This is a genomic window from Pseudoalteromonas sp. S3260 (assembly GCF_005886925.1).
GTDB lineage: Bacteria > Pseudomonadota > Gammaproteobacteria > Enterobacterales > Alteromonadaceae > Pseudoalteromonas > Pseudoalteromonas tetraodonis.
Genome location: NZ_PNCV01000070.1, coordinates 1 through 26,284, shown reverse-complemented (window position 1 = coordinate 26,284; position 26,284 = coordinate 1). Strand labels below are relative to the sequence as shown.

Genomic DNA, 26,284 nt, shown 5'->3' with positions numbered 1-26,284 from the left:
AGAGAGTAATAATCTAATGTTAGCTTAACCAGAACTCAGGTTATTTATGTTTTTTAGTTATAAACAACTGATGCCATTATCTACGGAATAATTCGTGGTGCTTAACAAAAGCCAATTAGCGATTTAATTCAATGGGTATCATTACGGTGATATGGTTTCGGTGGATGATAGAGCAGATTTTAAAAACAAAAAACCCAGCATAAGCTGGGTTTTTACATTTCTGAAAGAAAACTAAATTACTTGATTTTAGCTTCTTTGAAAATCACATGTTTACGAGCCTTAGGATCGAATTTTTTGATTTCCATTTTTTCAGGCATGTTACGCTTGTTCTTGTCGGTAGTGTAGAAAAAACCAGTACCAGCAGTTGAAACTAAACGGATCTTATCGCGCATAATTCAGTTCCTTAAACTTTTTCGCCACGAGCACGGATTTCAGTAAGAACCGTGTCAATGCCTTTTTTATCGATAATACGCATACCTTTAGTAGTAGTGCGTAATGTTACAAAACGTTTTTCACTTTCAACCCAAAAACGGTGTGTTTGTAGGTTAGGTAGGAAACGACGTTTAGTCGCGTTTCTCGCGTGTGAACGGTGGTTACCAACCGTTGGACGCTTACCTGTAACTTGACATACTTTAGACATGTCTATATATCTCCAATAACTTCGCTCGAGCTTAATTTTCCCTAAGGCCATGTATTTGTGCCCTAGAGATAAATCGAAGGGCGCTCTTTATACAGCTTTTACAGGCAAAGATCAAATACTGATCTTATCCAACCAGCTCATGTGTAAATTTGATAGCGGCTAATTATAAAGATCGAATGCCCTTAGGGAAAGTAAAAACTGCATTTAAATTAAACTAATTTGCCAAAACGCACTAAACCGCTCATTTTTAGCACATATCTGAAGCGATAAACTCAAATCAGTCCCCGTTCGGCAAACGAAACACTGCTTTCACCACCAATAATAATATGATCCAACACATTTATGTCGACTAATTGCAGTGCTTGGCACAACTTATTGGTAATGAGCTTATCGGCCTGACTCGGTTCTGCAATACCACTGGGGTGATTATGTGAAAAAATAACCGCCGCCGCATTATTTTTCAGTGCCGCCTTTACCACTTCACGCGGATATACACTGGCCGCATTAATTGTGCCGTAAAATAATATTTCATCTTTTAATAAACGATTTTGACTATCAAGATACAACACCATAAATACCTCTTGCTGCAATCCACGCATTTGCAGCGTTAAATAGTCATAAACGGCTTGTGGGGAGTTAAAAACGGCGTCGCGCACAAAGCTCTCTTGCATGTAACGCTGGCTTAGTTCAAGTACTGCTTGTAGCTGAACATATTTAGCCATTCCCAAGCCTTTTTGCGCACAAAATTCATCCATACTGGCATTAAACAAATTATGCAGGGTTTTATTTTCGTTGATCAGATGCTGCGCCAACTCTATGGCATTCATGCCGGGTAGGCCCGTGCGCAAAAATATAGCTAATAGTTCAGCATCAGAGAGTGCCTTTGCGCCCTTTTCTAGCAGTTTTTCTCGCGGGCGGAGCGAATTAGGCAGTGACGTTAATTGCATGATTCATCCTTGAAAGATTACTGTATTGTATAACTGTAATGCAAAATCAAAAATTAGCGCGATAAAACGCATTTTATCTTAGCTGTCACGCTCAAGATTTGTTATTTTAGCCACCATATTTTATAAAATTGATGAACAACCATGATTAATTTAACAAATAAAAAAATAGTGCTGGGTATTAGCGGTGGAATTGCAGCCTATAAATGTGCTGAACTCGTAAGACGCTTAAAAGACCATGGTTGTGACGTTAAAGTAGTAATGACCGAATCAGCAAAACATTTTATCACCCCGCTAACCATGCAAGCAGTAAGTGGTGAAATGGTGTCTGACTCATTACTAGACCCTTCAGCCGAAGCCGCTATGGGGCACATTGAATTTGCAAAATGGGCTGATTTAATTTTAGTTGCTCCTGCCACCAGCAATATTATTGCAAAAATGGCCGCAGGGATTGCTGACGACTTGCTCACGACTTTATTACTTGCAACCCCCGCAAAAGTTGCCATCGCACCAGCTATGAATCAGCAAATGTATGCTCACCCTGCAACGCAAGCTAATTTAGCCACTTTAAAAGCACGCAACGTTGCTATATGGGGGCCAGGCAAGGGCGAGCAAGCTTGTGGTGATGTCGGTGCCGGGCGAATGCTTGAACCACATGAATTAGTGAGCTTATGCACTGAGCCTGCTAAACCTGCGCTATTGGCAGGTAAAACAATTACAATTACTGCAGGTCCAACTCGTGAACCTCTCGATCCTGTTCGTTTTATATCAAACCACAGCTCTGGAAAAATGGGCTATGCACTGGCGCAAGCTGCGTTATCATTTGGCGCACACGTAAACTTAATTTCAGGCCCGGTAACTATTTCAGCACCGCAAGGCGTTAATTTAATTAATATAGAAAGTGCTGAACAGTTACTGCATGAGTCACTCAAATATGCGCCTCACTCAGATGCCTTTATTGGTTGTGCCGCTGTGGCCGATTATCGTGCAGCAAGTATCGCCACGCAAAAAATGAAAAAACAAGGCGATGAACTCACTCTTAGCTTAGTTAAAAACCCAGATGTAATAGCCGCGGTTGCAAACCTCACACAAAACCGCCCTTACACCGTCGGCTTCGCCGCAGAAACGCAGAACGTTGCTAATTACGCAAAGGGGAAACTAACCAATAAAAACCTCGATATGATTTGTGCCAACGATGTATCGCACAGTGATGTAGGCTTTAATTCTGAGCGCAACGCACTCACCCTGTATTGGCAAAATGAACAACTCGACTTACCTGAAACCAGTAAAATAGAGATAGCGGTTAAAGTGATCGAGCAGCTCGCCAAACGATTATAAAAAGGCTGGAAACAAACTGAATAAAACATTAACATGATGACGCCTTGTGACCTTTTAGTGTAATTTTACTGCGCTAAAATAGCTTAACGCTTGCGCATTACTAATGTATCGCTGTAATACGTGCAAAAACACCCCGTTGAGTATTGCACGCTGTAACACTAGGCACAAAGCTGTGTTATCGCACATTTATGTTGAAAAAATAACTATTAAAAAGGAATGTTCATGCCTGCGACAAAAAAAAGTAATCGCAAAGAGCAAATACTGCAAGCACTCGCACAAATGTTAGAAACCAGCCCAGGTCAGCGTATTACAACAGCCAAACTTGCCGCAGAAGTTGGCGTATCTGAAGCCGCTCTTTACCGCCACTTTCCTAGTAAAGCGCGCATGTTTGAAGGGTTAATTGAATTTATTGAAGACACGCTGCTATCACGTATTAATCTTATTTTAGATAACGAGAAAGAAAGCAAAGCACGTGTATACAACACCCTATTACTGCTGCTAACGTTTGCCGAAAAAAACCCAGGCATAACCCGTATATTAACAGGCGACGCTCTACAGGGTGAACAAGAGCGACTTCGTGAGCGTGTACAAGGCTTGTTTGAAAAGCTAGAAACTCAATTCAAACAGATTCTTAGAGAGCGTAAATTACGTGAAGGTAAAAACTTTCAAAGTGATGAACTGACGCTAGCTAACTTTTTGCTTGCCTACGTTGAGGGTAAAATGAACCAATTTGTGCGCAGTAATTTTAGTGCACGACCTAGCGAGCAATTTGAAAAACAATGGCCAGAATTACAAAAAATTTGGTTATAAGGTTTTAGGTTTTAGGTTTTAGGTAACCTTGCCAGCAAGGTTAAATTATTCTCCTATCATCAATTCCACATAAACTCTGTGTTCTTTTTATAAATTATATTTAAAAATTAATTTGAACACAGAGCAAAAAGTAAAAAATTGAAAACCACAATTAAACTTTTACTTCCCTAACTTTTTACCGATGCCAAACACCTCGCATCCCGTGGACCGAAAATCTAACCTTTTACCTTTTACCTTTTACCTTATATTTTTAACCTCTCATCTCTGCCCTGCTACCACTTGTCGTATCTACTCGAATTGTTATTAAAACTCGTTACAATAAAATAATGTTAAAAAACGAGAATCTATAATGAAAACACAACTCACTCTTATAGGCTGTGCACTTATTACCAGCTTAACGAGCGCCAGTGCTTTAGCAAATAAGCCCCTAGAATTTAAAGATGTATTTGATTTTAAATCTGCAAAAGGCACACAGCTCTCTGAAAATGGTCAAATCCTTTCTTTAAGTGCAACCCCTTATCGCGGTAATGCCACAGGGCAAGTCTACTCACTCAATAGCAATAAGCTTATTGCTGAGGTGGAACGAGGAACCCGTCCTACCATTAGCAAAATGGCAAACTGGGTCGCATTTACGCAAGTGCCTACTCTGCTTGAAAAAGAAACCACTAAGAAAAAAAGTGACTTAAAAAATAACTTAGTATTAGTCAACACCCAAACCGGTGAGCAGCAAAGCTTTAATAATGTAAAAGATTACGTGCTAGCTAATAACGGCCAGTGGCTGGCCTATCGTAAAAATGAAACCACTGACGACGATGATAAAACTTCCAATAGTGATAGCGCTATCACTGCCGACAAAAAAGATAAAAGCTATCCGCTGATTATCGTTAACTTAAGTGATAAGCGCACTTATACTCTTGAAAGTGCCTTTACCTATGGCATTAGTGCCACCAGCGATCAGCTATTGGTGAGTCAAAGCTATGTGGATGGCGGCAATAATCAAATTACCTTATTTTCACTCGATAATTTTACCAGCACCGTATTAATTGATGAGCCTGGTGTGGTTGCTAGCAAAATAGCGTGGCACCCAATCGAAAAAACCGTTGCGTTTACCTTAGGCAACTATGTAAACGATGATAAGCGTCGTCGTCAGTACGAATTAACGCTGTGGCAAAACGACACGCTAACCACTGTGCAATCACCTAACCCAGAATGGTTAATGGGCAAAACCGCGACATTAACTTGGGCCGAAGATGGTACACGTTTATACTTTGAAAACCGCCCAAAACTCGCTGCAAAAGTTAAACAAAAAGAATACACAGATGAGTCATCACTGTATGACTTTGAGGTAATTCGCGACCATAAAGGGCTAAATGTATGGCACAACAATGATGCACAAATAAAACCGCGCGAAGAACAGCAATGGAATGAAAATAATAAAAATCGTCATTACACTGCGGTATACCATGTAAACTCACAGCAAGTCGTTCAGTTAAGCACCCCAAATATGCCTGAGCTGGCGCTTAATACTGAGCGTGCCACGTCATTGTTAGGCTACTCAAATTTAGCGCATCTTGAAAAAGTAATGTACGGCGGTTTTTTTGCTGACTACTTTGCTGTTGATATAAAAACGGGTAAACAAACACCTATTATTAACGACTATCCATTTAGGCCGAGCCTTGCGCCTAATGGGCAGTTTGCTGCTTACTTTGATAATAACCAAGTACAGCTTAAAAACTTAGGTAATAACAAAGTGAGCGTACTCAGCAAGGCGATTAACGCCACGTTTGCAGATGACAAACACGACTATCCATCCAAGCAGCCTGGTTATGGTTTTGCAGGCTGGCTTAACGATAGCAGCGAAATACTGGTTTACAGCAAATACGATATTTGGTCATTTAACGTCAATACCAAGCAAGCTAAACGCTTAACTAATGGTAAACAAAGTAATACTCAGTACAGGGTGATCAAACTTGATAAAAACCAAGTAGCCTTTAACAACAATGATACGCTCCTGCTTTCTGCAATTAATTTACAAAGCAAGCAAAGTGAAGTGGCAAAACTTAATTTAGCAACCCTTGAAGTCACTAAATTACTTACAGGTAATAAGCGCTTTGATGTAATTAAAAAGGCCAAACATGCCGATAAATACTTATTTACTGAGCAAACCTATCAGCAATTTCCAGACATTTATCAAACAGACTCTAACTTTAAACAACCACAACGCGTAACTAACCTTAACCCTCAGATAAGCAACTTTGCTTGGGGACAAGCACCTGAACTCATTAGCTATAAAGGCTTTGATGGTGAAGATTTACAAGGGGTATTAATCAAGCCTGCCGATTATAAAAAAGGCGATAAAGTGCCTGTTGTGGTGTACTTTTACCGCTACATGAGCCAGCGCATGTATGACTTTCCAAAAATGGAATTAAATCATCGCCCTAATCTCCCGATGTTTACCTCAAATGGCTACGCCATTTTTTTACCTGACATTCGCTTTGAAATAGGACACCCTGGTAAATCTTCAACTCAAACCATGATCAACGCCACCCAAAAGCTGATTGATTTAGGCATTGCCGACCCAGATAAAATAGGTTTACAAGGCCACTCTTGGGCGGGTTATCAAAGTGCATTTATGATCACCCAAACTGATATGTTTAAAGCAGTGGTATCGGGCGCGCCAGTGTCTAACATGACCAGTGCTTACAGTGGCATTCGCTTAAAATCTGGACTTGCACGCCAATTTCAATACGAAACAGGGCAAAGCCGTATTGGTAAAAATTTATTTGAAGCACCTGAGCTTTATATTGAAAACTCACCGGTATTTTTTGCCGATAAAGTAAACACGCCTATCTTAATTATGTTTGGCGACAAAGATGATGCGGTGCCATGGCATGAAGGCGTGCAATATTACTTAGCGCTTCGCCGCGCAGGTAAAGATGCAACCTTTTTACAATACGAAGGTGAACCACACCACTTGAAAAAGTTTCCTAATCAGGTCGATTTTTCAGTGCGTATGATGCAGTACTTTGATCATTATCTTAAAGGCAAACCGGCCGCTAAGTGGATGAAAGAAGGTGAAGCGTTTATCGAAGAGTAACTAATAAACCGGCGCTATTTGGCGTCGGTTTAACATTTAAAACCAGTAATTAAAGACTATGTAAAATTTTAAATAAATACTAAATCACTATTAAAACTGACTTTTATATTCAGTTCGCGTATTCTAATCTCCTGATTTAAATAACCTCTATAACGAAATGAGCAACGCCACTCCCCCATTTTCAATCTCAGCCAGCATGACTCACAGTATGGTAAATATTAGTGAAGTTTTAGGTAAAATCAGTGCCTTATATTCGCCAGCAATGCTTGAGCACTATAAGCAACAAAAAAACCGCCTCCCTGCAAATCAATAACCTTGATGTTCAATTAATATCATCTGGCCTATCAACCCCAGATAGCTTATTAGCCTTGCATCGAAGCTTAATCAAAGATCTGAGTGAAAAATCGGGCAGTTATAGGCAGCAAAGTTTAGCGTTAAAAAGTGGTTTACAAATGGCACCACAAGCAATGCGAGTACCACAAATAGTAGAGGAGTTATTTAGTTGGTTTAAAACAACCGCACATCATCCTTTAATTAGTAGTGCAGTATGCCATTATGAATTACAGTTTATTCAACCTTTTGCACAGGGTAATACTGAAATAGCGTGTACGTGGCAAACCCTGCAATTATCGCAGTGGCATTCGCTATTTTCACTAATAAATATTAACAATGTCATATCGACAACTCGCCGACATTATTTTGAAAGCATTAATCTTAGTACCAAGTCCGGTGACTCATCCGTGTTTATTGAGTATATATTGGAAGCATTATTAGCGGCACTAAAGTCATTAGAAAGTGATTTAAAATCAATAACAAAAACCAAAACCCCCCAACAAACCCCTCAAGTTAAAGAGACTATAAATTTAGACTTACAAGCCCCCCCAAGTCATCGCTTTAATAAATATATTTACCCAAAGCGAAAAGCCACTAAACCGACAAGAGCTACAAAATTTACTTGGATTAAAAGACCGTAAACATTTTAGAGAGCGTTACTTAAAGCCAGCCATTGAGGCTGGAATTATAGAAATGACTATTCCCGAAAAACCAAATAGCAAAATGCAGCAGTATAAACTTACCCAGACGAGTTAAAAACTTAAGTTATAAACAGAGCAGGAATAAACGCCACCTCAAAGATGAAGTGGCGTGTTAATACGCTGTTTGCAGCGAAATCTTATAATTGATTAAAAACGACTACGCGTACTGCCCGGCGGCAAATCCACAGCTCCACGCATATTGGAAATTATAGCCTCCTAGCCAACCCGTTACATCGGTCACTTCGCCAATAAAGTATAAGCCTTTGGCTTTTTTAGCCTCAAATGTCTTTGAGCTCAACTCGTCGGTATCTACGCCGCCTAAAGTAACCTCTGCGGTTCTGTAACCCTCGGTACCATTTGGTTTAATTTGCCACGCATGAATATAATCAGCAAGCGCGTCTATTTGGCCATGCGTTAGTTGATTAATATTACAATCGGGAATGGCGTTACTGTCGTGGAGTATTTCTACAAAGCGTTTAGGTAGGATAGTCGCGAGGCTATTTTTCAACGATTTTTGCGCTTGTGTTTCTCGCCAATCAGCTAGCTGTTGCTTTAAATCTAGTTCAGGCAGTAAATTGATCGTTACCGCCTGACCTGCTCGCCAAAACGAGCTTATTTGCAATATAGCAGGCCCAGATAAGCCGCGATGAGTAAATAAAATATTCTCTTTAAATACGGTGCCATCTTCGCTTGCAACTTCACAAGGAATACTAATACCCGAAAGCCCTTCAAAACGGTCTTTATCGTGCTGATGTAAGGTAAAGGGAACTAGAGCAGCCATAGTCGACAATATCTTTAAGCCAAATTGCTCTGCAATTTTATAACCGATTGGCGTAGCACCCAGTTTAGGCATGGTTAACCCACCCGATGCAACCACAAGCGACTCACAAGTAAGTGTTTCTTGCTCAGTTGTGACACTGTAACCTGTTGCTGTTTTAGCGACATTTAACACTTCGCTGCGCAGTTTAATAGAAACGCCCGCCCACTCACACTCGGTTAGTAAAATATCAACAATGTCTTGTGCGCTATTGTCACAAAATAATTGCCCGAGTGTCTTATGGTGATATGCCAAACCATGTCGGTCTACAAGCTCTACAAAGTCGTGCTGGGTATAACGACTTAAGCACGATTTTACAAAATGGGGGTTTGCGCATAAATAGTTGCTAGGGCTTGCATTTTCATTGGTAAAATTACAACGCCCACCGCCACTAATTAAAATTTTACGTCCTGGCTTTTTACCCATATCAAGTACTGTGACGCTTCGACCGCGATACCCTGCTTGTGCAGCACACATTAAACCAGCGGCTCCGGCACCAATCACTATCACATCAACGTGAGTCATTTAGTTATCTCTTAAAAACTTTTGTGAATTATAACAAAGTTTCAATAATAACCAGATAGCCAGAACGTGTTTATCTTAAGCGTAAGCAGGACGAAGAAGCTTTGCTCGATTTTTACTTAGCCCACAAGGTTACAAATCGCGCGCCGCGATTGTCTTCTTCCTAGATTGAACTTATTTTAATCCGCAAAGGTCAACACCCCTTTTGTATTGTTTTTAATTTATCAATAAAAGTTAATTAATGATAAAAAACACCAAATAAATCTAATACATTAGGATCGTTAATATCAATAAAACAAATACAAAACAACTGAAAGCGCACTAAATACGCGGTTATAACTAAATGAAATAGGTACATACGTATTTAATACTTTAAAATAGTTAACAGATCATTTACCTTTGTACCCGCTTTGTGGATTTTCACAAATAATAATAAAACTAAGGGTAATTATGACTTCTAATAATTCATTCAAAAAATGCGCTGTTGCGCTAACAATAAGTACACTCTTTGCTGCCAGCTCAAGCATGGCAAACCCAGCGCAAGTAATCGCACCTTCAATGGCTGAAACCTCAGCTAAAATGCAAAATCAAGGTGGGTTTGAAACTCAGTTCATTATCAAATATAAAAATAATAGCGATATGATGAACGTATCAACAACTGAAGCATCGCCTGCAATGATGAACAAAAAAGCGCAAAGCTTTGTAAAAAACTTCACCTCAAAAAAAGGTAAAGTTAAAGCTAAATATATCCGCGCAATGGCATTGAATGATCATCACGTAATGCGTGCCGACAAAAAGCTCAATGCTGAAGAAGCACAACAGTTTATGCAAGAAATGGTCAATTCAGGCAATGTTGAATACATTGAAGTCGATCAAATGTTAAAACCATTTGCAACACCAAACGACCCTCGTTATGGCGACCAATGGCATTACTATGAGCAAGCCGGTGGCCTAAATCTACCAACAGCTTGGGATACTGCTACAGGTAGCGGCGTGGTTGTAGCTGTTCTTGATACTGGTTACCGTCCGCACGCTGATTTAAACGCCAATATTTTACCTGGCTACGATATGATCTCTAATCTATCAGTCGCTAATGATGGCAATGGCCGTGATAACGATGCTCGCGATCCAGGGGATGCTGTTGCAGCCGGAGAATGTGGTAACAACGGTGCACAAGGTTCTAGCTGGCACGGTACTCACGTAGCAGGAACTGTTGCTGCGGTAACTAATAACGGTGAAGGTGTTGCTGGTGTTGCTTACGACGCGAAAGTAGTGCCTGTACGTGTGTTAGGTAAATGTGGCGGTTTAACCTCTGACATTGCTGATGGTATTATTTGGGCTTCAGGTGGAAATGTGTCGGGTACATCGGCAAATGCTAACCCTGCTGATGTTATAAACATGAGCTTAGGTGGTGCAGGTGCATGTAGTTCAACCACGCAAAATGCTATTAATACCGCTCGTAACAACGGCACAGTTGTTGTTATTGCTGCAGGTAACGATAACGATAATTCTGCAAACTACAACCCTGGTAACTGTAATGGTGTTGTTAACGTTGCATCAGTTGGCCGTAACGGTGGCCGCGCATATTACTCAAATTATGGTAGTAATATTGATGTAGCAGCCCCAGGTGGCGCGCAAAGCTTTGCAAATGATTCTGAGGGTGTTTTATCTACTTACAACTCAGGTTCAACAACACCATCAAGCGACAGCTATGGTTTTTCGCAAGGTACATCAATGGCTGCACCTCATGTTGCGGGTGTTGCTGCATTGATCAAACAAGCTAAACCAAATGCGACTCCTGATGAAATTGAAAACATCTTAAAAACAACCACTCGCTCATTCTCTGCAACATGTACTAGCTGTGGCACAGGTATTGTGGATGCTGCAGCCGCTGTTGCCGCAGCATCAGGTGGCACACCACCGCCAACATCAGGTGATAATGAGCTTGTTGATGGACAAGTGAAAACGGGATTAAGTGGTGCAGCAAGTGCACAAGACTTTTACACTATGACAGTCCCAAGCGGTGCCACTAATGTTACTTTCACTATGAGCGGTGGTACAGGTGATGCTGACTTGTATGTACGTGCTGGTAGCAAACCAACTACCTCTACATACGACTGTCGCCCTTATAAAGGCGGTAACAGTGAAGAGTGCTCTATTGATAACCCAACCCCAGGTACTTATCATATAATGTTAAATGGTTATTCTGCCTACACTGGTGTTAGCTTAGTCGGTAACATTACAGGTGGTTCAACCGGTGGTGGTTCAGGTACACCTCAAGCAGGTGGTGGCACAGTGTCTGATGTTACTGCAAATGCAGGTCAGTGGAAACATTACACGCTAGATGTACCAGCTGGCATGGCTAGCTTTACAGTAACAACGTCTGGCGGCACCGGTGATGCAGATTTATTTGTAAAATTTGGCAGTCAACCAACTAGCTCAAGCTATGATTGTCGTCCTTATAAAAATGGTAACGCTGAAACATGTACATTTAGTAACCCTCAAGCGGGAACATGGCATCTAAGCGTAAATGCGTATCAAACCTTTTCTGGTTTAACGCTAAGCGGTCAATACCAGCCGTAAACTACTTTCTCCTTAGATAAAAAAAGCCGATACATATGTATCGGCTTTTATTCAATACTTAAAACAGCTTAGTTATAGCTTGGCTAAAACGGCTTCAGCACTACTTATTACAAATTCTTTTTCTTGTTCTACAAGTAATTCGCTAACAACACCATTATCTACAACCATAGCGTAGCGCTTAGAACGCAAACCACCAAAGCCAGCAGTATCTTTTTCAAGCCCTAAGGCACGAGTAAAACTGGCATCGCCGTCTGCAAGCATATCTATATGTTCTGCATTTTGTGACTCGCCCCATGCTTTCATAACAAATGCATCATTTACCGATACACAATAAATAGCGTTAATACCCTTAGCCTTGAATTTATCAGCTAGCGCGATATAACCAGGCAAATGAGCATTGGAACAAGTAGGCGTAAAAGCACCCGGCACTGCAAATAATACAACTTTTTTATCTGCGAATAATTCATTATTAGTGAGCGTTTGCATACCTTCATCACTAAGCTGAGATAAACTTACTGCAGGTATTGTTTGACCTTGCTCTATCATATTAATTCCTTAGGGTAATTACATAGTCTTTTAGCATACAGATTAATATTTAATTCGTCTTCGATTAATCGCTGTTGTTATCTAAACCTAGACCTTCTTTAATAGATGTCATTTGCAACTCTAACTGCGAGCCTATATCAGCAACTAATTCACTCGACTCACTTACTTGGCTTTTCATATCATGCATCGATAGAGTAAAGCCTTGGAGCAACTCATTTTGCTGTTTAGCCAGCTCCATTGCATCAATCGCAACTTTATTAGCCTGCTGCGCATTGCCTGCGACTCCTTCAGAGTTTGCTTTAAGCTCTTGAGCATTTGCGGTTTGTAATTGTGCATCCTCAGTTAGTGCATTGATTTGTTTATAAACCACTTGAGAGTTTTCACTTAGTAGCGCCAACTGATCATTGATCTCTTTTAACGAACCTTGGGTTTGCATTGCTAATTGCCTTACCTCATCGGCAACTACGGCAAAACCTCGACCTTGCTCACCGGCTCTTGCTGATTCTATCGCAGCGTTGAGCGCGAGTAAGTTTGTTTGCTCAGCGATGGTACGTATAACCGTAATAATATTACTCACTCCTTGCACCCCACTCAGTAATTCCTGAACACTATGCATCCCCTGCTCAATACGTTGCTGTGTATCAGAACTGGCATTAAGCATACTTTTAGCAAAACCAACACTTTGCTGCATTGCCTCATAAGTACTTTGGGCATTTTCAGCAGCCTGAGCGTTAATATGATTAACCTGCTCACCAAGTTGCTGAATATTAAGAAGCAGTTCTTCATTGTGATTTACCTGCTGATAACTCGCATTACTTTTTTGCCCAATAGTATGTAAATGCTCACTCATTTGCTGCATAAACTGGCTGACTACATTGAGCATATTCGCTCTTTCTTGCGCTTCTAAACGCTGGCGCTCAATTAGCTGGTTAAAATACTGTGCTATTTCTCCTACCTCTGTTTTAGGATTATTCACTGTAATATTTTTTAACTCATTACTTTCTATTAAAAATGCAAACCCATCTCGCAGTTGTCGTAAAGGCTGTAAAACCTGTCTGCGCTGTACCCAATAGACACTAAAAGCTAATATTACTAATCCGCCTATTGCTATTCCAAACACCCAAAACACTTGTCGTTTCACGTTATCTTGCTGTGCTTTTAATGTTTGCTCTGCCTCAATCACTGTTTTTGATACTAAACTAATTTGTTCACGTAACTCATTCGTTCCAGAATCACGTTGTTTTGATTGCGATAAAGTACTGCTTAAATCGCGCAAATAACGTTTAGGCCAACTCACCAACTCCGCTTTTATTTCAGCTGCCAAATCTTCCGGTTCCTCATCTACAAATAAAGCAAACTCATCAACCTCAGTCATTACCCCTAAGTTCGGTAACTGCTCAATATTTATAGCTAGTAAATTTAGGGTTTTTATACTTTGTTGCAGGTTTTTCTCTACCTCAGGTTGGTAATCATTGATCAACTGATAAGTCGATAAAGATAAATTAACCACTTCACTGTAATAATCACTCGCTAATTTATAATAATTAAGAGCGTTACTGGTTTGCATTGGTGCTTTTTGCGCATAATTAATGAGTGAAGAGGCTGAGCCGGCCATTTGTCTAAGCGCGTTATCTAACAGCGCAGTTTCATTGCCAGATAGTTTTCCAAGTGCTCTGTATTTACCATTAATATCTGTATTTAATGAAGTTAATTGTGCAGCTAAACGAATTTCTAATTCAGGAGGCAGCACTGTTAACTGTTGCGCTTTAAGCTGCTCAATCAAGGTCGATGATTGTTTTAGGTATTGGCTATTACCTTGTACTAAATAACTTTCCAAATGATCGGCAAGCTCGACCATTATGCTATTTTTTAATTGGCTATATGCACTATCTTGTTGCTGAAGTTTAAGTAATGTATAGCTTGCCCATAACAAGGTAGCGGCTAAAAGGATACTTGCTAACGTTAATAAAATGGCTAGTAAACGGGTAAAAAATGATACACGCATAAATATATCTCAAAACTGACATACACATAGAGTATTGAGTTTTTATGACATTTTTATGTAATAAGAGTAATAAGGATAAATACTCAGGGGGAACTAGACTTAAAGGTAGTTTAACAGGGTGTAAAATGACAATTTATCTAAGTAAAAAAAACCGCGTTTAAACGCGGTTTTTTTTATTAATTAAGCTTTTATTTAAAGGCCTGCGCGGTCTTTAATGATAGGGATTAAAGGTGATCCTGCATGATTTGCCTCAGCCCAAGCAATATCGGCACCATCTTCAAGTGAGCTCTTTGATAAGTTTTTAACAATGTACTCGCCTGTATCAACTGCATTACTTGCAACAGCGTGACGCAATAAGTTATTACCATTACAGAAAACTGCATCATAGATATTACGAACTTTCACACGTGAACTTTTTAATTTGCTACGCAGACGGTTTTTATCATCACCAGCAATGTATTCACAGATTGAAACAGCTAACTGATCATTAGCGCTTGCAGGCGCAGTATAAGCAAACGAACCCGCTGCAATAGCAGCAATTACAACTAGCTTCGGTAATTTAATCATTGATTGGACACCCTGTATTAATACTTTTTTCGTACTCGACTGTTTAATATTGTACCAACACGCTCAGATTTTGGCAATAATGTTAAGAGATTTTATTCAAAGTTACGAACTTATAACTATATTTATTTTTATCATCAGGAGCCATCAACATTTCATCTTCAATTTGCCAACTTGCAACATTTTGGTAATCAGGAAACTGTGTATCCCCTTCTACATCTAAGTCAATAAAGGTTAAATACAACCGATGTGCTTGCCCTAAGAACTGCTGGTAAATGTTTCCACCGCCAATAATCATCACCTCTGCAACATCATTAACAAGCTCAAGTGCAGCCTCAGGCGTGGTTACTGTTTCAATTCCCGCTGCTTTATATTCAGTGTTGCGAGTAATAATAATATTGCGACGCCCAGGCAGCGGCCTACCTATCGACTCAAATGTTTTACGCCCCATAATAACGGGCTTACCAGAGGTTACTTTTTTAAAGTGCTGAAGATCGCCAGGTAAGTGCCATGGCATTTTATTATCTAAACCAATGACACGGTTGTTTGCCATTGCTGCAATCATTGAAATTATCACACTAAACACCTAATTCTTTATTATTAAAAAAATAAAAAAAGAGCGTTAGCTCCTTTTAAATATATACAATTATCATTAACGCTCGTAGACAACTTCTACGTCGTAATCATCTTCATCCCAATCATCCCAGTCATCATCATCGCCTTTAGTGGCTTTTTGATGGTAGGTATCCCATTTAAATTCAACCTCTTCATCTGCAACTTCAACAAACTTTTCTTTAGGCATGTTATCAAGTAGCGTCATGATGTCGTGAATTAATGGCTGCGTATTCAATTTATTAATTGCAGCAATACTATAAATATTTTCAGACTCACCTAACTCTTCTGCAATTTGCTCACATAAGGCCTTGGCTTCACCTTCTGGCAATAAGTCAATTTTATTAAATACTAACCAGCGAGGCTTTTCAGCAAGCTTAGGGCTGTACTGATGTAGCTCGTTAATGATTGCAAAAGCATTATCAACAGGATTTGAACCATCAACTGGCATAACATCAATAATGTGCAATAACACACGACAGCGTTCTAAATGCTTTAAGAAACGAATACCTAAGCCTGCACCATCCGATGCACCTTCAATCAAGCCAGGAATATCGGCAATGACAAATGATTTATTTGCTTCAGGACGAACAACACCTAAGTTAGGGATAAGCGTAGTAAATGGATAATCTGCTACTTTAGGTTTTGCAGCCGATACGCTGCGAATAAAGGTCGATTTACCGGCATTTGGTAAACCCAGTAAACCTACATCAGCGAGCAGCATTAGCTCTAACTTAAGGTTACGTACTTCACCCGGTGTTCCGAGTGTTTTTTGACGTGGGGCACGATTGGTACTTGATTTAAAACGCGCATTCCCCAAGCCATGGAAACCGCCTTTTGCAACCACAATTCGTTGACCATCTTGGGTTAAATCCCCTAATGATTCTTGTGTATCAACATCAATGATACGTGTGCCTACCGGTACTTTTACAATCAGATCTTCACCTTTTTTACCAGTACAATTACGGCTTTGACCGTTAGTACCGCGTTCTGCTCTATGAAAACGCTCGAATTGATAGTCAATAAGGGTATTTAAGTTTTCATCAGCTTGTAGATAAACACTACCACCGTCTCCACCGTCACCGCCATCAGGTCCACCATCTGGAACATATTTCTCACGACGAAAAGACACGATGCCGCTGCCACCGTCACCAGCTTCTGCGCGAATTTCTACTTCATCTACAAACTTCATGATTACTCACTTTAGGGATTGGCTTGTTAATAACTCTATTATATACCTAAGTGGCCTATAGAGCACACTGAGCATAAAAACACTTGGGTATATATTTAGAGCTGCTTAAAACAAAAAACCCCGCAAAGGCGGGGTTTTTTAACTACCTTACTGATTACTCAGCTACGATAGTTACGTATTTACGGTTTAAAGGACCTTTTTGTTCAAACTGAACTTTACCATCTGCTTTTGCGAAGATAGTGTGGTCTTTACCGATACCTACGTTTGCGCCAGCATGAAAACGAGTTCCACGTTGACGAACAATGATGCTACCCGCTAGAACTGATTCGCCACCAAAACGCTTAACACCTAGGCGTTTGCTTTCTGAATCGCGACCGTTACGAGTACTACCAGCTGCTTTTTTATGTGCCATTTCTAAGTACCTCTAATTAAGCGCTAATGCCAGTGATTTTAACTTCTGTGAACCATTGACGATGGCCCATTTGCTTACGAGAATGCTTACGGCGTCTAAATTTAACAACCTTAATCTTCTCACCGCGACCGTGTGAAACAACCTCAGCTGTTACTTTACCACCGTTTACGAACGGTACACCAATCTCGATCTTCTCACCATCAGCAACTAAAAGTACTGAATCAAATTCAACTGCTGCACCAGTTTCAACGTCTAATTTCTCAAGACGAATTGTTTGACCTTCAGTCACACGGTGCTGTTTACCACCACTTTGGAAAACCGCGTACATAATTAACTCCGTCTGTGCGCCCTCAAATCGACGCAACTAAAATATTCTTCAATAGGGCGCGAAGTTTACGCTAATGCGAAAAAACTAGCAAGCCTCTTTTTGTAATTAAATGAATAAAAAGTAGCTGCATTGAGAGCAATTCAATATTTCCCCTATTTTATATTAAAATCCCCCTTTGCCAAGCGCTTTTTAACGGTTAGAGAAAATAAATTAGCAATCGCAAAGCAAGCCTATGTAGTTCAATTAACCGTCAAGGATGATTCAAATTTAAACCAGGGTGTTTAATCAATTATTCACCAAGTTAATAGGTCATTTAACCTACTTAAGGGTGTTTTTTTAAGGAATCATCACAAAATATCGAGCTAATGCGTTTTTTGTTGTACAATCTGCGCCGTTCACACATTAAAATTGGCTCGGAGATCAATGGATATAAAAGCTATCCAGGCGTTAATCGAAAGCGATATGAATGACGTCAATCAACTAATACATGCGCAAATGCGCTCAGATGTGGCGTTAGTTAATCAACTTGGTTTGTATATTGTTAACAGCGGTGGCAAACGTGTTCGCCCCATGTTGGCTATTTTGGCGGCTAAAGCGCTAGGTTACCAAGGCAAAGATCACATTACGCTGGCAACAATTATTGAATTTATTCATACCGCAACGCTTTTACATGACGATGTAGTAGATGAATCTAACTTGCGCCGTGGCACACCTACAGCAAATGCCGAGTTTGGTAATGCTGCTAGCGTACTGGTGGGTGATTTTATTTACACCCGCTCGTTTCAGCTAATGGTGGGTCTTGGTAAAATGCAGATAATGCAAGTATTAGCCGATGCAACCAATATTATTGCTGAAGGCGAAGTGCTGCAATTAATGAACTGCAACGACCCTGATACCACTGAAGCCAGTTATATGCAGGTTATTTACTCTAAAACCGCCAAGTTATTTGAAGCTGCAACCGGGCTAGCTGCTATTATTACTGAGCAAGATGACAGTGTATTAAACGCACTTAATTTGTATGGTATGCATTTAGGCACTGCTTTTCAGTTAGTGGATGATGTTTTAGATTACAACGCTGATGCCGACCAACTTGGTAAAAACATTGGCGATGATTTAGCTGAAGGTAAGCCGACGTTACCTCTTATATATGCAATGCAACACGGTAGTGAGCATCAAACACAGTTAATAAGAGACGCTATTGAGCACTGTAATGGTATGGAGCATCTAGATGAGATACTCGCTGCACTTAAACATACCAATGCCCTTGAGTTCACTATGCAAAAAGCAGAGCAAGAAGCAGAGAAAGCAATTGCTTGTTTAGATTGCTTAGCTGAATCAAGTTACAAGCAAGCGTTAATTAGCTTAGCTAGAATAGCGGTTGACCGCGACCACTAAGTTAACCTGAACTCTGGATAATAAATCTATCTCAAGCAGCTATTTTCAGCGCTAACTGCGTTGAATTTACTTGCAATAGGCTAGCTATTGACGCGTAATTTCGCCTTGTTTTCACTGGAAATCTCTGGCTAGAGAAAAATAAACATAAATATCATTTTTGATTCAATACGTTAGTAAATCTCTTAACCAGAGTTCAGGTTAAGTTATACTGTGTAGATAATTCCGAGCAATAAAAAAGCCTGCAAGTGCAGGCTTTTTTATGGGTTAATTTTGGCTATTACGCCATAAAATCAACACCTTCTTTAATGTCTTTTTTCAGAGTTTCTAGCATATCATTTTTTGCTTGCTCTTCAAATGCGCTTAGTGTGCCGTAAGAAAGAATTTCTTCTACGCCATTTTTACCTAAACGTACTGGATGTGCGAAGTACTCTGCATCGCCATTTTCAACAGCAACGTATGCATAATCTACAACGTCTTCACCTTGTAAGCCTTTAACTAAAGACATACAAAAACGTGCAGCAGCAGCACCCATTGATAATGTTGCAGAACCACCGCCCGCTTTAGCATTAACTACTTCAGTACCCGCGTTTTGGATACGTGGAGTCAGTGCAGCCACTTCTTCATCAGTGAAAGTAACACCTTCAACTTGAGAAAGTAACGGTAGGATAGTTGTGCCTGAGTGGCCACCAATTACTGGAACTTTAACGCTTGCTACGTCAACGCCTTTAAGCTCAGCAATGAACGCTTCAGAACGGATCACATCGAGTGTTGTAATACCGAATACACGTTTAGCATCATAAGTACCTGCTTTTTTAAATACTTCAGCAACAATTGGTACAGTGCCGTTAACTGGGTTAGTAATAATACCCACAAGCGCTTTAGGACAGTTAGCAACAATGCCTTCTGCTAGTGTTTTGATGATACCAGCGTTAACATTAAATAAATCAGCACGATCCATACCTGGCTTACGTGGCATACCCGCTGGGATAAGAACGATATCACAACCTGTTAATGCTTTATCTAAATCGTCAGCACCAAAACCTGCAACTTTAACATCTGTTGGGATGTGAGAAAGGTCAACAGCAACACCAGGAACTACTGGCGCAACATCATATAGTGATAATTCAGAGCCAGCTGGTAAACCTGTTTTTAATAATAAAGACAACGCTTGACCGATACCGCCTGCAGCACCTAATACAGCAACTTTCATTGGAATTCTCCGTGATTTGAGGTAGGAAATATTTGTGGTTCATAAGATAAAGAAATTAACGACTAAAAACAAATTTATCCTGCTTATTTTAGCTATATTTTCGACCATAGTTGTAAACTTTGCTGTTTAAACGCAGCAAAATGGCAACTTAAGCAAACAACTGCTGCATAATTATGCATTTTTGTGTAGAATTTGCAGTATCTATTACATAACTAATTAGACACTATGCAACCACAAGATAAACAAGAAGCATTGGTTAAAGCCTTTAAAGCACTTTTAAAAGAAGAAAACTTTGGCTCACAAGGCGAAATAGTTGATGCGTTAAAAGAGCAAGGCTTTGATAATATTAGCCAAAGTAAAGTGTCGCGAATGTTAAGTAAGTTTGGCGCGGTACGCACCCGTAATGCAAAACAAGAAATGGTATACTGTTTACCCGCCGAAATGGGGGTACCAACCGCTAAGAGCCCATTACGCCAGCTCGTTATTGATATTATGCATAACGAAATGATGATTATTATTCGCACCAGTCCTGGAGCTGCTCAACTCATTGCGCGTTTACTTGATTCATTAGGCAAAGCAGATGGCGTACTAGGTACTATTGCTGGCGATGATACTATTTTTATCGCACCAGCTAAAATCTCAGAAATAGACCTCACACTAGAGCGTGTTCGTATTTTATTTGATACGGTTTAATCACTAACGCTGTAATAAAGACGGCTATGAATAATACATAGCCGTTTTGTAATTGTTATAACTGCTTTAAAAATCGTACTGAGGGGGCAAAAAATGCAGAGCCCATATCCGCCTGAGTAAAATCAAGCCAGTGATCATAATTCTCTCCCTGCCCTAGTCGGCTAGTTAGCACTTTTTCGAATGCATCCCCTTTAGCAGAGCACGTGATCACTAACATACCTTGCTCATACACATCGCCATAAGGCATGCTTTGGTTAAGTAACAGTGCCTGACCTTGTTCGTCTTTTAATTCACTTCGGGTTGCATGGCTGCTCTCAAGTGCGGGGCTGAGCAAGGTATTATCAAGGCGTGTACGACCCATTATTTGCTCTTGTTCATGTAATGACAAATGCTGCCACAGGCTCAAGTCATGTTTATAGCGCTGCACATGAATGTAACTACCTTGATCTTCAAAACTATCCGGTTTGTTTACTAACGCCGTTACGCGTTTTTGACGGCCATGAGGGGTATCGCCCGCATAAATAAAACCATTAAAATCACGACCATCTAAAAAACGGAAATTACGAACTTGCTCTACCAGCTCAACATCAGGGGTGAATAGTTTGAGAATTTGTAGTGCAAACAAGTGGTTCACGTCTTCTCTGTCTGAGCGGATTTGCACAAACAAATCACATGGTCTTGCACTCATAACAAACTCGCTATGGGTAATATTAGGAAAGCTTTGCAGCTCGCTTGGCATGAAATCAGGCAGAATGTGCGGCCAATATTGCGCACCAATTGCCACCATGCAAGAAAGCATAGATTCAGAAAACTGATCACTAAACTCATCTTCAATATCGCTCACTTGTTTAAGCTTAGCGCGAAGTGATTCGTCGTGACCATCAAGTACATTAAAAAATAAGTGCAAACCGTGTAAGTTTGCTTCAGCACAAATCCCTGATTGCGCTTGCGCCATTGTTATTCCTTACTTTTTAGAGCAAAACACAGTGATTAATTACGATTTAAAAAAATTCACCGTGTGCGGTTTTATTTTTATTATAACCTGTTCATTAATTTCAAATGACTGGCCATACTGAGCTGCAACTTCTATTTCTTGTTCAGCAATAACGACAGTATATACATAAGCAGAGCCAATAAAGCGACTGCTTAGAATTGTAACGCACTCACACTGCAGTTCGTTATTGTTACTACTGGCAAGCTCAAGCTGGTGTGGACGCACATAAATAACGCCCTTATCGGCCACGCCATGCTGCTGTGGCTGTATTGATTCAACCACCCCAAACTGCGTTTCATATTCAGTGGCGGTTAATGCGGTTGCGCTTAAGTATATGCCCTGACCCAGAAACTCTGCAACCTCCTTTGAACGTGGTTTAGCAAAAAGCTGTTCTGGCGTACCTTGCTGCGCAATTTTACCTTGGTGCATAACCGCTAGCGTATCTGAAAAAGCAAACGCCTCTTCTTTTGAGTGAGTAACAAACACAGCCGATACTTGCTGCGCCTTAATAATGCGCCTAATGTCGGCAATTAACTCAAATCGTACTTGGGTATCAATATTAGAAAATGGCTCGTCAAGTAACAGTAAGCTAGGTTTATAAGCTAATGCGCGTGCAATCGCTACTCGCTGCTGTTGCCCACCAGAGAGTTGATGAGGGAATCTATCGGCGCAGCCTACCAAGTGTACCAGCTTTAGCATTTCACTTACGCGTGCGTATTTATCTGCTTTGCTCATGCCGCTTAGCCCAAACGCAATATTATTAGCCACCGTTAAATGCGGAAATAACGCATAGTCTTGAAACATCATGCCAATATTACGATGCTCAGGTGAAACAAACGTATTAGCATCACTGACTAGCTTACCATCAATAAATACCTGCCCTTGTTTGGCTTCAATTAATCCTGCAATGGCTTTTAGTGTGGTGGTTTTACCGCAGCCACTGGCTCCGAGTAAACACACTATTTCGTCTTTACCTAAGGTTAAATCTAAATTATCTATCACCTTAGTCCCGTTATATGCATAGCTCACGCCTTGTAAAATCAAACTACTCATTTAGCTACGTTGCTCCATTGAACGGTTAATAAAATATAACGGAATAAACCCCACCACCACAATAAACAAAGCCGATATAGAGGCCAGCTCTAATTGTTCATCGCTTACATACTGAAACACATGAGTTGCTAAGCTTTCAAAATCAAAAGGCCTTAACAACAAAGCTGCGGGTAGCTCTTTCATACACTCGATAAAGACCAATAAACCGGCGGTTAATAAGCCTCGGCGTAATAAAGGTAAGTGCACTAAGCGTAATGTGCGCCCTTGGCTTTTTCCCATTGACTGGCTTGCCATATCAAGGGAGGGACTAATGCGTGAAAAGCTCGACTCAATAGCTCCGTGTGCAACGGCGTAAAACCGCACTATATAAGCAAAAATAATAGTGAGTAAGCTGCCAGTAAGTAATAAACCAATATCTAAATCATAAGGAGCTAAAGTGCGGTTGATAGTATTTTCTAATAGGGTGAGTGGCAACAATACCGCTATCGCTAATACTGTGCCGGGTAACGCATAGCCCGTACTGGCCAAACGCCCGGGTATTAATGGATTTGTTTGTTTAGCAATGCGCTGATAAAACACCACTAAAACACTCAGTATAATAGTCACCACACTGACTACAGCCGCCACTTTTAAACTTTGCCATGCATAGCTAAAAAACTCACTATTCCACGCTTGATCAAAATACATAACTGCATATTTGAGCAATACAACCATCGGAATAATAAACGAAATAATTAAAATAAAGCTACAAAACCCCGTTGCTAGCCACGCAGACTTGCCTTTGAGGATATAAAGCGCTTCACTGTTCACACTCGATTGACGCTCAAACACCGCTTGGTTACGACGGCTAAAACGCTCGGTGATCAATGCTAAGAACAGCAGTAGTAACATCACCCCTGAAATTTTTGCTGCTGCAGTTAATGAATAATAGCCAAACCAGGTATCGTATACGGCAGTGGTTAATGTACTGACAGCAAAATAGCTTACGGTGGCAAAATCAGCCATGGTTTCCATGCTGATCAAAGCAAGTGCCGCTACAATGGCACCACGGGATAATACAAGGCTGACTTTAAAAAAGCTTTTCCATGCATTTAGCCCCATTAACTGACTTGCTTGGACTAACTTAAAGGATTGTTCTCGCAGTGCAGTTTTAAAAATTAAATATAAATACGGGTAGAGTACCAGCGCAATCATAACAATTGCCCCTGGTAAGGTGCGTATATCAAAAAACCAGTAGTCACTTGGCGACTGCCAACCAAACCACTCTCTTAGAGTTATTTGTACCGGCCCCGCATAGTCGAGTAAATCGGTGTACACATAAGCAATAATATAAGTAGGCATGGCAAGAGGCAGCATCAATGCCCATTCAAATTGTTTTTTACCAGGAAAACGGCAATAAGCGGTGAGCCAACCCAGTGGTAACGCAATAAAGCAGCTAAGTAACCCTACACCTAAAACCAGTAATACGGTATTACTTATATAGTCCCACAGTACGGTATTCCACAGGTGGGTAAATACCTCTGAGTCGCCTTGTAAAGATTCTAATAGTAGGAAAAACAACGGGGTCGACAGCAATAACCCCGTCGACCACGCAATAAGCTGCCATTTTGACAGCTGAAATTTATAAGTCATTAAAGATCGAACTTCACCTCATCAATTAGCTTAAGTGCTAACGGACGATATTTGCTAATTTCATCAAGCGGTAAGCTGTCTTCCTTAAAGCTTCCCCATGATGCAACCAAACTAGAAAGTTTCACACCTGGCTTAACCGGATACTCCATATTGAGCGAGGCATACATATTTTGCGCCTTATTGTCTGTCATATACTCTATGAGTTTCAAGGCATTTTCAGGGTTTTTAGCATACTTAGTAATAACCGCACCCGATACATTTATATGTGATCCTCGGTCAGTTTGATTTGGAAAGTTAATATGAACGGCTTCAGCCCATGGTTTTTGTGCTTCATCTTGCAGCATTTTGCCCAAGTAATAACTATTACCTAAGGCTAAATTACATAACCCTTCTTTAACCGCTTTAACTTGCGCTCGATCGTTACCTTGAGGTTTACGCGCTAAATTAGCTTTTACACCCTCAAGCCATGTTTTCGTCTGTGCTTCACCATGATGAGCGATCATAGAAGCTACAAGGCCTAAGTTATATGGGTGTTTGCCAGAGCGAGTACAAATTTGTCCTTTGTATTGCGGCTCAGCAAGCGCTTCGTAGGTAAGGTTAGGCAATGCGCCTAAACGCTCTTTTGAAGAGTAAACATTACGCACGCGCTTAGTGAGCGCTACCCACTGACCATCGCCATCACGAAATGCCGCCGGGACATTATTATTAACCAGCTCGCTTTCTATGGTTTGCGTAAGATTTAGCTCTTCTAATTGAATTAACGCACTAAAGTTTGAGGTTAAAACTAAATCTGCTTTGCTGTGTTTGCCTTCACGCTTAACACGCTCGATTAGGCCTTTTTTAGCAAACACAACATTAGTTTTAATGCCTGTTTGCTGTGTAAAATCATCTAAAATAGGTTTAATTAAAAAAGGTTGTCTAAATGAGTAAATATTCACAACATCGGTTGCAACAGCCGGTGCTGAGGCAATTAACCCAACAACAAGCGCGAGTGTTTTTTTCATATTTTCTTACCTAACTAATAATTATTATCATTAATTTTACCGCGATGAACTAAAAAGTGCACACTTTATAAAATTACTTCGTGATAAATACGCCCAAAAAAGAAAACCCCTGTAAGACATCTCTTACGCTTATGACAGCAAATGAGTAAAAACACTCTGTATAACACCACAAAAACATAGCAAGTTATTGTATTTTATATAATTTAAAAATATTTCATTTGTAAGAACCAAAACTATAAGCGGTTTTATCCTACATTTACTGCAAATCACTCTCTATAATTAATCCATAAATAAGCAACGATGCTTACCGAGTAAATGGAAACGGACTAACTACTCGAATACCAAGGTTTGGTTTTTAGGATAACAGGGATTTAAGGACAGGCTCAGGATGAGTATCGCAATGGATTGTTGCATAAGGGATAGCATCAGGATGATGCGTAATGGATAACAACACGGAAAAGTTGTTGCTAAAGGATAGGGAATAAGACGGACAGGCCATTAAGGCAACACAACGGAATGGTAACAAAAGGAATGCACTCGGATGTGCAATAAGGATTGGTAATAGATTTTACCGTACAGGATGTTTTAGGGATTTATGGAGACAGGCCCGGATAGCCTATATTACATAGAACTAGAAAGTAATATTGTAATAACACGGAACGTAAAAATTGGAGTTGATTAGGTTCAATTGCAGGATGCAACAAAGTTAGAAGATTCCGCAAGCGCGACTAGAGATGGTTCGCGCTTTTCTTTTGCCTGAAAATCAGCGGTCAGCGGTCAGCGGTCAGCGGTCAGCGGTCAGCGGTCAGCGGTCAGCGGTCAGCGGTCAGCGGTCAGCGGTCAGCGGTCAGCCAAGAGT

Annotated in this window: 24 protein-coding genes; 8 read left to right on the top strand and 16 right to left on the bottom strand. The window is 40.4% G+C overall.

Going from position 1 to position 26,284, the window contains the following annotated elements:
* Positions 1-236 precede the first annotated feature (236 nt).
* From rpmG to radC, 3 genes are all read right to left on the bottom strand, one after another.
* Positions 237-392, bottom strand: a complete 156-nt coding sequence (gene rpmG / locus CWC14_RS12070) for a 50S ribosomal protein L33 (protein ID WP_004587947.1) — start codon at positions 390-392, stop codon at positions 237-239.
* A gap of 11 nt (positions 393-403) precedes the next feature.
* Positions 404-640, bottom strand: a complete 237-nt coding sequence (gene rpmB, locus CWC14_RS12065; protein ID WP_008113231.1) for a 50S ribosomal protein L28 — start codon at positions 638-640, stop codon at positions 404-406.
* 272 nt (positions 641-912) lie between these two features.
* On the bottom strand, positions 913-1,587 hold the full coding sequence (gene radC, locus CWC14_RS12060) for a RadC family protein (RefSeq protein WP_138563100.1): 675 nt from the start codon (positions 1,585-1,587) through the stop codon (positions 913-915).
* 141 nt (positions 1,588-1,728) lie between these two features.
* Between radC and coaBC the strand changes: the two genes are divergently transcribed.
* The 5 genes from coaBC (at position 1,729) to CWC14_RS19980 (ending at position 7,918) form a co-directional block, all read left to right on the top strand.
* Entirely contained in the window at positions 1,729-2,922 is a 1,194-nt protein-coding gene (gene coaBC / locus CWC14_RS12055) for a bifunctional phosphopantothenoylcysteine decarboxylase/phosphopantothenate--cysteine ligase CoaBC (protein WP_008113233.1), read from the top strand.
* Positions 2,923-3,144: 222 nt separating this feature from the next.
* Positions 3,145-3,732, top strand: coding sequence for a nucleoid occlusion factor SlmA (gene slmA / locus CWC14_RS12050; RefSeq protein WP_008113236.1), 588 nt, complete (start codon positions 3,145-3,147; stop codon positions 3,730-3,732).
* A 349-nt stretch (positions 3,733-4,081) separates the two neighbouring features.
* Positions 4,082-6,829: a S9 family peptidase gene (locus CWC14_RS12045; protein WP_138563099.1), complete on the top strand. Its 2,748-nt coding sequence runs from the start codon at positions 4,082-4,084 to the stop codon at positions 6,827-6,829.
* A 242-nt stretch (positions 6,830-7,071) separates the two neighbouring features.
* The gene (locus tag CWC14_RS12040) at positions 7,072-7,803 is read left to right on the top strand and encodes a Fic family protein (RefSeq protein WP_249928744.1); all 732 of its coding nucleotides are present in this window, start codon (positions 7,072-7,074) and stop codon (positions 7,801-7,803) included.
* Positions 7,718-7,918 carry a Fic family protein gene (locus CWC14_RS19980; RefSeq protein WP_349654509.1) on the top strand — a complete coding sequence of 67 codons (201 nt, stop codon included), beginning with the start codon at positions 7,718-7,720 and terminating at the stop codon, positions 7,916-7,918. The genes CWC14_RS12040 and CWC14_RS19980 overlap by 86 nt, the downstream gene beginning before the upstream one ends.
* A gap of 102 nt (positions 7,919-8,020) precedes the next feature.
* Here CWC14_RS19980 and CWC14_RS12035 read toward each other — a convergent pair whose 3' ends face one another.
* Positions 8,021-9,205 carry a BaiN/RdsA family NAD(P)/FAD-dependent oxidoreductase gene (locus CWC14_RS12035; RefSeq protein WP_138563098.1) on the bottom strand — a complete coding sequence of 395 codons (1,185 nt, stop codon included), beginning with the start codon at positions 9,203-9,205 and terminating at the stop codon, positions 8,021-8,023.
* Between the two features lie 447 nt (positions 9,206-9,652).
* Between CWC14_RS12035 and CWC14_RS12030 the strand changes: the two genes are divergently transcribed.
* A complete protein-coding gene (locus CWC14_RS12030) occupies positions 9,653-11,785 on the top strand; it encodes a S8 family peptidase (protein ID WP_138563097.1) in 2,133 nt (710 codons plus the stop codon).
* A gap of 72 nt (positions 11,786-11,857) precedes the next feature.
* Here CWC14_RS12030 and CWC14_RS12025 read toward each other — a convergent pair whose 3' ends face one another.
* The 7 genes from CWC14_RS12025 to rplU form a co-directional block, all read right to left on the bottom strand.
* A complete protein-coding gene (locus CWC14_RS12025; RefSeq protein WP_054201940.1) occupies positions 11,858-12,331 on the bottom strand; it encodes a peroxiredoxin in 474 nt (157 codons plus the stop codon).
* Positions 12,332-12,395: 64 nt separating this feature from the next.
* Positions 12,396-14,336, bottom strand: coding sequence for a methyl-accepting chemotaxis protein (locus tag CWC14_RS12020; RefSeq protein WP_138563096.1), 1,941 nt, complete (start codon positions 14,334-14,336; stop codon positions 12,396-12,398).
* 192 nt (positions 14,337-14,528) lie between these two features.
* Positions 14,529-14,903 (bottom strand): DUF3718 domain-containing protein, encoded by a 375-nt coding sequence (locus CWC14_RS12015; protein ID WP_054201942.1) that lies wholly within the window; start codon positions 14,901-14,903, stop codon positions 14,529-14,531.
* Between the two features lie 82 nt (positions 14,904-14,985).
* On the bottom strand, positions 14,986-15,477 hold the full coding sequence (folA, locus tag CWC14_RS12010) for a type 3 dihydrofolate reductase (RefSeq protein WP_171036849.1): 492 nt from the start codon (positions 15,475-15,477) through the stop codon (positions 14,986-14,988).
* Between the two features lie 75 nt (positions 15,478-15,552).
* Positions 15,553-16,704: an Obg family GTPase CgtA gene (gene cgtA, locus CWC14_RS12005; RefSeq protein WP_138563095.1), complete on the bottom strand. Its 1,152-nt coding sequence runs from the start codon at positions 16,702-16,704 to the stop codon at positions 15,553-15,555.
* Positions 16,705-16,858: 154 nt separating this feature from the next.
* The gene (rpmA, locus tag CWC14_RS12000) at positions 16,859-17,116 is read right to left on the bottom strand and encodes a 50S ribosomal protein L27 (RefSeq protein ID WP_004587922.1); all 258 of its coding nucleotides are present in this window, start codon (positions 17,114-17,116) and stop codon (positions 16,859-16,861) included.
* Between the two features lie 16 nt (positions 17,117-17,132).
* A complete protein-coding gene (rplU, locus tag CWC14_RS11995; protein ID WP_004587921.1) occupies positions 17,133-17,444 on the bottom strand; it encodes a 50S ribosomal protein L21 in 312 nt (103 codons plus the stop codon).
* A 423-nt stretch (positions 17,445-17,867) separates the two neighbouring features.
* On the opposite strand from rplU, the gene ispB reads away from it, so the two are divergent.
* Positions 17,868-18,839, top strand: a complete 972-nt coding sequence (gene ispB / locus CWC14_RS11990; RefSeq protein WP_008114958.1) for an octaprenyl diphosphate synthase — start codon at positions 17,868-17,870, stop codon at positions 18,837-18,839.
* Positions 18,840-19,116: 277 nt separating this feature from the next.
* Here ispB and mdh read toward each other — a convergent pair whose 3' ends face one another.
* Entirely contained in the window at positions 19,117-20,049 is a 933-nt protein-coding gene (gene mdh / locus CWC14_RS11985; protein WP_008466462.1) for a malate dehydrogenase, read from the bottom strand.
* Between the two features lie 225 nt (positions 20,050-20,274).
* Here mdh and argR point away from each other — a divergent pair, with 225 nt between their 5' ends.
* Positions 20,275-20,742 (top strand): transcriptional regulator ArgR, encoded by a 468-nt coding sequence (gene argR, locus CWC14_RS11980; protein WP_008466460.1) that lies wholly within the window; start codon positions 20,275-20,277, stop codon positions 20,740-20,742.
* A 55-nt stretch (positions 20,743-20,797) separates the two neighbouring features.
* On the opposite strand, the gene CWC14_RS11975 is transcribed toward argR, so the two are convergent.
* The 4 genes from CWC14_RS11975 to CWC14_RS11960 are packed head-to-tail and all read right to left on the bottom strand — an operon-like array spanning position 20,798 to position 25,425.
* Positions 20,798-21,697: a Dyp-type peroxidase gene (locus CWC14_RS11975; protein WP_054201945.1), complete on the bottom strand. Its 900-nt coding sequence runs from the start codon at positions 21,695-21,697 to the stop codon at positions 20,798-20,800.
* Between the two features lie 39 nt (positions 21,698-21,736).
* Positions 21,737-22,789: an ABC transporter ATP-binding protein gene (locus tag CWC14_RS11970; protein ID WP_138563094.1), complete on the bottom strand. Its 1,053-nt coding sequence runs from the start codon at positions 22,787-22,789 to the stop codon at positions 21,737-21,739.
* The gene (locus CWC14_RS11965; protein ID WP_028835612.1) at positions 22,790-24,421 is read right to left on the bottom strand and encodes an ABC transporter permease; all 1,632 of its coding nucleotides are present in this window, start codon (positions 24,419-24,421) and stop codon (positions 22,790-22,792) included.
* Positions 24,421-25,425 (bottom strand): Fe(3+) ABC transporter substrate-binding protein, encoded by a 1,005-nt coding sequence (locus CWC14_RS11960; protein WP_013465926.1) that lies wholly within the window; start codon positions 25,423-25,425, stop codon positions 24,421-24,423. Before CWC14_RS11960 ends, CWC14_RS11965 begins: the two co-directional genes overlap by 1 nt.
* Positions 25,426-26,284: the final 859 nt, after the last annotated feature.